At 66.2% G+C, this 8,169-nt stretch carries 6 protein-coding genes; 3 read left to right on the top strand and 3 right to left on the bottom strand.

Features of this window, described 5'->3' with window-relative positions; all coding sequences use genetic code 11:
* Both VFC51_19700 and VFC51_19695 read left to right on the top strand, forming a co-directional pair.
* Positions 1 to 509 (top strand): MarR family winged helix-turn-helix transcriptional regulator (locus VFC51_19700; protein ID HZT09255.1); only part of this gene is annotated, 509 nt, incomplete at its 5' end.
* Positions 510 to 539: 30 nt separating this feature from the next.
* Positions 540 to 3,773 carry an efflux RND transporter permease subunit gene (locus VFC51_19695; GenBank protein ID HZT09254.1) on the top strand — a complete coding sequence of 1,078 codons (3,234 nt, stop codon included), beginning with the start codon at positions 540 to 542 and terminating at the stop codon, positions 3,771 to 3,773.
* A 48-nt stretch (positions 3,774 to 3,821) separates the two neighbouring features.
* Here the strand turns inward: VFC51_19695 and VFC51_19690 are convergent, their stop codons facing one another.
* The 3 genes from VFC51_19690 to VFC51_19680 form a co-directional block, all read right to left on the bottom strand.
* A complete protein-coding gene (locus VFC51_19690) occupies positions 3,822 to 4,442 on the bottom strand; it encodes a DedA family protein (protein ID HZT09253.1) in 621 nt (206 codons plus the stop codon).
* A 161-nt stretch (positions 4,443 to 4,603) separates the two neighbouring features.
* Positions 4,604 to 5,323, bottom strand: a complete 720-nt coding sequence (locus VFC51_19685; GenBank protein ID HZT09252.1) for a cupin domain-containing protein — start codon at positions 5,321 to 5,323, stop codon at positions 4,604 to 4,606.
* Between the two features lie 18 nt (positions 5,324 to 5,341).
* The gene (locus VFC51_19680) at positions 5,342 to 7,072 is read right to left on the bottom strand and encodes an ABC transporter substrate-binding protein (GenBank protein HZT09251.1); all 1,731 of its coding nucleotides are present in this window, start codon (positions 7,070 to 7,072) and stop codon (positions 5,342 to 5,344) included.
* Positions 7,073 to 7,378: 306 nt separating this feature from the next.
* Here VFC51_19680 and VFC51_19675 point away from each other — a divergent pair, with 306 nt between their 5' ends.
* A complete protein-coding gene (locus tag VFC51_19675; protein HZT09250.1) occupies positions 7,379 to 7,813 on the top strand; it encodes a hypothetical protein in 435 nt (144 codons plus the stop codon).
* The last annotated feature ends 356 nt before the right edge of the window (positions 7,814 to 8,169 follow it).

The following is an 8,169-nucleotide window of genomic DNA, read 5'->3' as shown; positions in this document are numbered from 1 at the left end:
CACGCTTCGCAGTGCACCCACCGCCTCTGCTCGAGATCGACGTCACCATGCTCCAGTTCAAAGCGCTCCTCATCATGTTCGCCGTCACAGCGGAGACGGACTCCGGGGGCCCGCGCATCTCCGACCTTGCGCGATGGCTGAACGTGACGACGGCCACGGCCAGCACCCTTGTCGAGCGCCTCGTGGACCGCGGCCTAGTCGAGCGACGCGAGGACCCGCTGGACCGCCGGCAGCATCGGTGCCGACCATCGTCGGCGGGCCAGCAGCTGGTCGTTCGCTTCTTCGAAGCCACGCGGTCGCAGTCCCGGGAGCTTTTGTCGGTTCTCGACGAGGACGAGCTGCAAACGGTCCTGGACGCTGCCAAGATCCTGATCGCGGCGGCGGCTCGATATCGCGCAGCCGCGGGCATCGACCCGGACGCCGAGTGCCCGGTCACCGAGGAAGCGCTGCGGCGGAGCCAGCACGTTCTGGCGGCATCCATCGAATCCAACGCCCTTCAAAACCCCTAACCGCTTCCAACCGCTTCCAAGGGGCTGGACTTGAGAGTTACCCAATTTGCCATCCGCAATCCTTTGGTGGTCACTGCCGTGGCGTTCGTCCTCGGCGTGTTCGGCCTGTTCAGCTACGCGACGATGGGCGTGGCCATCACCCCCAACGTGAACTTTCCATCGGTCCTCGTCACGACGGTCTATCCCGGCGCTGACGCGGAAACCGTCGAAGCCAACGTGACGCGCCCCATCGAGGACGCCATCGCCACGCTTCCCAATATCGACAACAACGGCCTCACGTCCACCTCCTCAGAAGGCGTCTCGACGGTGCTGGTGCAGTTCACCACCGCGGCAAACGCCGATCTCGTTTCGGTGGACGTGGAGCGCGTGGTGAACAGCGCGCGTTCCAAGCTGCCGGCCGAGGTCGACCCGCCCACGGTGACCAAGATCGACATCAACGCGTTCGGCGTCGCCACGGTCGTCCTATCCGGCAACCAGCCGCTGACGACCCTCGAGGGATTCGCCGAAGACGTCGTCCAGCGGAAGTTCGATTCGCTGCCCGGCGTCAGCGCGACCAACATTCGTTCGGGCATCGTTCGCGAGGTCCACGTCCTGGTCGACGAGGGTCGGCTCCAGGCCAGCGGTCTTTCCATCAACAACGTCATCAACGCCATTCAGGCCCAGCAGCTCGAGATGCCGGCCGGCACGGTGACACAGGGCGGACGCGACTTCAGCGTGTATTTCGACGCCCTGGTGACGGATCCAAAGCAGCTCGGCGACATCGTCGTGCTGCAGACGCAGGCGGGCCCGATTCGGCTCCAGGATGTGGCGACCATCCAGGACACCTATCAGAAGCGTGACACGATCGTTCGCGTGAACGGCGAGGAGGGGATCGCGCTGGTCGTGGCCAAGCTGCCGCAGGCCAACACGATCACCGTGGTCGACGAAGTGAAGCAGGCCATCGCGGAGATGGAGCCGCAGCTCCCGCCGAATACGCACCTGAACGTCGTCGTCGACTCATCCACCTACACGTCCAAGTCGTTTCACACGGTTCAGCGCGCCCTGCTGGAAGCGGTGATCTGCACCGGACTCATCCTGCTCCTCTTCCTCCACACGTGGCGCAGCACCTTCATCGTCCTGGTCGCGATCCCCATCTCCCTTCTCACGACCATGGTGGTGATGGGCCGCCTGAACTACAACCTCAACCTGCTCACCATGATGGCGCTGACCCTCAGCGTCGGGATCCTGGTGGACGACAGCATCGTCGTGCTGGAAAACATCTTTCGGCACCTCAAGATGGGGAAGCTTTCCGAGCGGGCTGCCCTCGACGGGCGAAGCGAGATCGGCCTTGCGGCGCTCACGATCACCTTCGTGGACGTGGTCGTATACGTGCCCATCGCCGTCATGCTCAGCGGCGTCCCCGCCCAGTTCATCCAGCCCTTCGCCCTCACGATCGCGATTGCGACGCTGGCGTCGCTGCTCGTGTCATTTACCCTCACTCCCCTCCTGGCCAGCCGGTTCCTGCGCCTGGAGGACGAAGAGGCGGCGCGGGGCCCGATGGCCCGCTTTGGTCGGATGTGGGACGGCGCGTTTCGGTTCGTGGAGGGCCGATACGCGGCGCTGCTGCACCACACGCTCCCGCATCGCTGGCTCGTGATCATCGCGGGATTCGGCACCTTTGCGGCGGGCCTGGCCCTCCCCATGTTGGGGTTCATCGGGAATGACTTCTTCCCGAGCGGAGACCAGAGCGAGATCGACATCACCATGACGCTCCCTTCGGGCACGAGCCTCGCCACGACCAACGCCGCGACGCTCGACGTCGAACGCGAGCTGCTTTCACACCCCGAGGTTCGAACCGTCTTCTCCATCGTCGGCCGCACGAGCACGGGGTTTGGCGGCGATACGGGATCGAACGCCTCCCAGATCACGGCGCTTCTGGTGCCGCCGGGCGAGCGGAGCCGACCGTCGTCGGAGATCGGAAACGAGCTCCGGCGAATATTCACCAGTACGATTCCCGCCGCCAAGATCCAGATTGGCCTGCCCAACGCCTTCGGGTTCGGCGGCTTTGGCGGGCAGCCCATTCAGGCGCAGGTCCAGGGGTCCGACCCCACGACCCTCGACCAGTTCGCTGCCGAAGTGCAGCGCGCCATCGAGAACACCCCGGGCGCGACGAGCGTTCAGAGCAGCTACGACAACCGCCAGACGCAGATCCGCGCCAAGGTCGACTGGCGCCGCGCAGCGGACCTCGGCGTCTCGCCACAAAATGCCGGCCTCGCGCTCCGGACCGCCATCGACGGCTTCAAGTCGAACTCCAGCCAGTTCCACCGGGAAGGACTCAGCGCCATCGACATCCGGGTGCTCAGCGCCACCGGTGAGAAGGCGACGCTGGCGGACATCAGCGCCCTGCCGGTCTCGACCGCCAACAACGGCATCGTGCGCCTCGACCAGTTCGCGACGCTCCAACAGCGGGAGATCCCCTCCGCCATACGCCACGTGAACCGACTCCGAGCGATCACGATCGGCGCGGAGCCGGCGCAGGGGATGCTGGTGGGCGACGTCCAGAAGGCGGTGCTCCGGTCCGTCCAGGCCCTGCCAGCCCCGCCCAACACAGCCGTCACCTTCGCGGGGCAGGGCCAGCAGGGCAGCACCGCCTTCGACGACATCATTCACGCGCTGGGCGTTGCCGTGATGCTGATGTACATGCTGATGATGATGCTCTTCGGCTCCCTCACGCTCCCGCTGGCCGTGATCATGTCCCTGCCGCTGGCCGCCGTGGGGGCCCTGGGCGCCATGGCCCTCACGCGGACGCCCTTCACCATCTTCTCCCTGCTGGGCCTGGCGGTACTCCTCGGCCTGGTGGGAAAGAATGCGATCTTGCTCGTCGACTACACCGAGATCCTGCGCGCGCGCGGACGGAGCCGAACCGAGGCTCTGCTGGAGGCAGGACCGACGCGATTGCGGCCGATTCTCATGACCACCCTCTCCGTCATGGCCGCGCTCCTGCCCATCGCCAGCGGGCTCGAAGAGGGGTCCGAGCTGCTCAAATCCGCGGCAGTCGTCCTCATCGGCGGGCTGTTGACCTCGACGCTCCTCACCCTCGTCTTCGTCCCAGCCATGTACACGATCTTCGACGACCTGCAGATGCGAGTCCGCCGGATCACGCGGCGGAAGCCGAGCGGACAGGGGCCGACCCCGACCGACGCCGAGCGCACAGAGCGCGAGGAGCCGGAGCGGCGCGAGCCGGCGGGGGCTGGCGTGATGGTTCCCAGCGGCCGCGACGGATAGGGCGGGGAGCCACCCGAGCCGGGTCAGGGAGCGCGAAAAGGGTCTCAGCTACGCGGGAGCGCGCCGACGGAGCTTGTGGGCGACGTAGAGGCCCGCGAGCATAACCAGCCCGACCGCGATCGCCGCGTCGGTCTTCCGGAAGAGCGGCTCCAGCGCGTTCCAGTGCTCACCCAGGGTCAATCCCACCCAGGCCAGCACCGCGGACCACACGGCGGAGCCGAGGAACGTGAGCACCGAAAACCGGACCAGTGGGACGCGCGACATTCCACACGGAAGCGAGATCACGGTGCGAATCCCCGGCAGCAGACGCCCGCCCACGACGACCCAATCCTGAAAGCGCTGGAGGAGGTGCTCGGCGTCGTCCAGCTCGCTTTCGGTGATGAGGACGAGCTTCCCGTAGCGTCGGACCGCGTACCGGATGATATGCGCGTCGCCCCAGTAGCCGATACCGTAGGCGACAAGCGAGCCAAGGAGGTTGCCCAGCGCCCCGGAGATCATGACAAGAGTGAAATCGAAGCGGCCCGTGGAGACCAGGTATCCGGAGAAGGGCATGATGATCTCCGAGGGCAGCGGGATGAGGGCGGACTCGATGGCCATGGCCAGGACGATCCCCGGATAGCCCAGATTGCCGATCAGCGTCACGATGAACGTGGCGACCGCTTCCGCCATCGACCCCCCACAGGAAATTGCACTTCGCAACGATCACGCCGTCGCAGAGAAACGCGGGAGCTGAGGTGTGGCGGAGAAGGATACCAGATAGCATCGGACACCACCCGCGGCCGTTGCGCCGCCGATGGCGTCCGGATCGCCTCAGCTTTTGCGGAGCTACGTCAGCAGCTCGCCTCGCGCTGGATCAGCGGGGTCAGATCGACTCGCACGCGCGTATTGTCCGGGTCCGGAAGCAGCGAATAGTCGCCGTCGTGGAGGTCCGATAGCCGGTACCACCGGGCGATCCGCTCGGGCAGGAACGCGACGATGTGATCGTCGCCGGCCTTCTCGTAGATGCAGTTCATGCGCAAGAGCGAGCCCTTGTTCCAGTCCTCCGTCAGCAGCGGCGAGATGCCGATGGTGTGGCGGTCCATCGCATACGCGTAGACGTGAGTCCCGATGCCCTTCGCCCCGATGAGCGCGACCGGAATCTTGACGGCCACATCCGACGGTACGTTGGGAACGTAGGCCACGCGCCGGCCGCCCGTGGACTCGGTGCGCATCGAGAGAAAGATCAGGTCTCGATCCGTCGTGTTGGTGAAGCCGTAGTTCACGCCCGCGGGTATCAGCACGCCCTGGTTCTGGCTCAGCGTGTAGCGCCCGTCGAGCCCTTCGACGGTGCACTCGCCCTCCAGGACGAAAAGGATCTGGTCCGAGTCCGGGTGCGAGTGGACGTGGGTCTCCCCGCCCCTCGGCGGGGTTCGAAAGACGGCGATATAGCTGTTGGGCGACGTGGCCATATCCACACGCCCGTGGAGGTGGTCTTGATGCGTGAGCGCCTCGCGTACGTCGAAGATCTGGACCTGATCGGTTGTTCCTGGCTCGGGAGTCAGCTCGGACATCGGTCTCTCCTCTCGTGCTTACCGGGATTGACTTGAAACGTCCCACAGCTCCGCGTTCCACGCCTCGGTCGAGTTCCGTCCGTGGCGCGCAGCCACGTTCTGCAGCCGATTTCCGACGAGCGCGGCGTTCGCGTCGTAGAACAGCGGCAGCGGGACGACCTGATCCGAGATGTGGTGGACGATCTGCGCGAAGATGGACACGCGCGCGCCGGTGGGGATCGTCGCGAAGAACGCGTCGATGAGCGCGTCGAGGTCCGCGTTCATATAACGGCTCTTGCTCGTGCCGGTGAAGTTGTTCTCCGGGACCGGCGCCTGCGCGCTGTGATAGCGCTCGATGTCTTCCGGCGCGTTCGGCTGCCGTTGCAGCTCGAACCCCGGCCGGGTGTAGCGGTACGGCCGATCGTTGGCGCGTGCCGGCGGGATCTCCACGGTCTCGACCGCCACCCCGATGCGCTGCCAGTAGTCCGCCACGCTGATCATGCCCTTCTGCTGGACGTCCCCGGGCGTCGAGCGAATCTGAACCGCGAGCCGCTCGCCGTCCGAAGACCGGTACCACCCATCCGGCCCCCGGCTATAGCCCAGCGCCTCGAGACCCTGGGCGGCCAGCGCCACGTCGAAGGGATACCGAACGATGCTGGACTCGACCGCCGGATACTCCGGCTCGGTTGGGGCGAGGATCGTGTCCGCGACGGGCACGAGGCCGTGCTGGATCGTTTCCACCATCTCTTGCCGGTCGATGGCCTCGAGCATCGCGCGACGGAAGCGCGCGTCGAGGATGACCGACGGAGTGGGGTTCAGCATCTGGGGATAGATGGCGATCCAGCTATCGTATGCCACGTCCGGCTTGCCGTTCCGCCACTCGTCGCGGACCTGGATCGTCTGCTCGAGCGACAGTCCGCGGCCCATGGTCAGCTCGATCTCGCCGGACAGCACGTTGGCGACGAGAGCGTTCGGATCCGGGATGAACCGCACCTCGACGGCGTCGACCTTCGGTCGACCGAGCACATACCGATCGTTCGCCTCGAGCACCACCTTTGTGCCGAGCTGCCATTCCCGCACCTTGAACGGGCCCGAGCCAACGAATTCGTCCCGCCAATAGGGCAGCTCCAGGAAGTTCGCTTTGTTCTCTTCGTACGGCTGGCGAAGGATGTGCGCCGGCAGGGGGACGATGTGGATGTCGGTGAATAGCGAATCCGCTCCGATGAACGGGCGCTTCCAGTGGACGACCAGCGTCTGGGCGTCCCGCGCGTCCATCGATTCGATGTATTTGGCGGACGAGTCTCTGAAGTTCGGCAGGTCCGGATCCTGCGACACGTCTGCCGTGAGGAGCAGATCGTCCGTCGTGACCGGGACGCCGTCCTGCCAGAGGGCCGTGCTCTTGAGCTTCCACGTCGTCTGCATCCGCCCGTCGGGCTCGACGGTCCACAGCCCGTTATCGACGCTTGGCACCGCCTCGGCGAGCTGCGGACGAAGGTTTCCATGGTCGTCGGCGTTCGCGACACCGGCGCTCACGAGGGCTTCGAGCGCGTCGAAGCCGGGTGGCCGGCCGGGGCCGATCGTCTTGCTGTTGGCCGTCGAGTGGACGCCCATGACGCCCGCGATGATCCGCTTCGGCGCGGCGGACGGTGGCTCAACGCTCGTGGAATTCGGCGACGTTGACGTCCGGGCGCTGCCCGTGTCTCCCGCGCAGCCGGCGAAGAGAAGCGCCAGCACGAGCCCCGCGAACCGGGCTCGACGTCGAACCAGCATCCGCCCCTCCGGAGATCGGCTTCGCCGCGGCCGCGGCTTCGAGCACGGCGCCAGTGTAGCGGGCGGGGCGCGGATCATCAACTGGTCCACACCGTCGCCCAGCTGGCGCCCGTAGTCCGCGACGGCGGACGTCGTCTTCGGAAGGATGTCGCTCTGGACGTTCGTGTGGGAGGGTAGGCCGCCGGCGAGTTGTCCAGAGGCAGCTCTGAGTACGCTTCCGTCGGCCCCCTCCGAACTGGACATGAAACTTTCGCGTGATCCAGCTCTCCAACGTCGTTATTTCGCTCAGTCGTGATGGATAGCCGCGTGACAGATACAGCAGACGACCAGGGTCTTGCTCTGGCGGGCTTCGGGAGGGGGAGCCCCGCGATCCGGTCGCTGAACATGCGGTTCGCTTCGATGAAGGGGTGCGACCACGTCACGACGATCGTCCGCGGATCCGGACCCTCGATGCTGGGGACCGCCTCAGCGAACTGCGGCACCCTGTTGCGGTCTCCATCGACCATCGTGAGCCCGGCGTCCGTCAGCTCCTCGATGGCGCCCAGGCCCCGGAGCGAGCCGACGGACCGGAGGGTTCGCGCCTGCGCGAGGATCGCGGGATCGCTTCGGATCGCCGCGGTGATACGCTTCGCTGCGGCCGGCGCCGTCGCCGCGTCACTCGACCCGCCCGGCGCGGCTTCCCGCGGAGCGGCGCAAGCGACCAACAGCACGAGCGACCCGGCCCAGAAAACGCCCCTTTGAAGCCGTGCGCACACAGTCGCCCGCTCGCGTTCGAGCGACCGCGTCAACTGAAGCTCGGCACCAAATCGAACAATCCTTGGGTCCCGATCCCCTCGATCGCCACGCCGCCGAGCTGATCGATTGGCCCGACGCGCGCACACTCGGGAGCCGATGTGCTCGAAGAAGGGTGAACGTTTTCACAACGGACCGGAACGGGATTGACGTAAACGAAACGGTGGGGTATCAATTCCTCGAGAAGTGAGCGGGCCGGGCGCACCGGACGGTGCGCCGCGGCGAGGACGGCGACAGACCCGAGCGGACACGAGAGACCGTCCGATGACCCATCGTATCGGGACACTCGCAGCCGACGTTTCCCT

The organism is Chloroflexota bacterium (assembly GCA_035652535.1).
In the GTDB taxonomy this organism is placed as follows: Bacteria; Chloroflexota; UBA6077; order UBA6077; family SHYK01; genus DASRDP01.
This window is presented reverse-complemented; position numbering and strand designations above follow the sequence as displayed.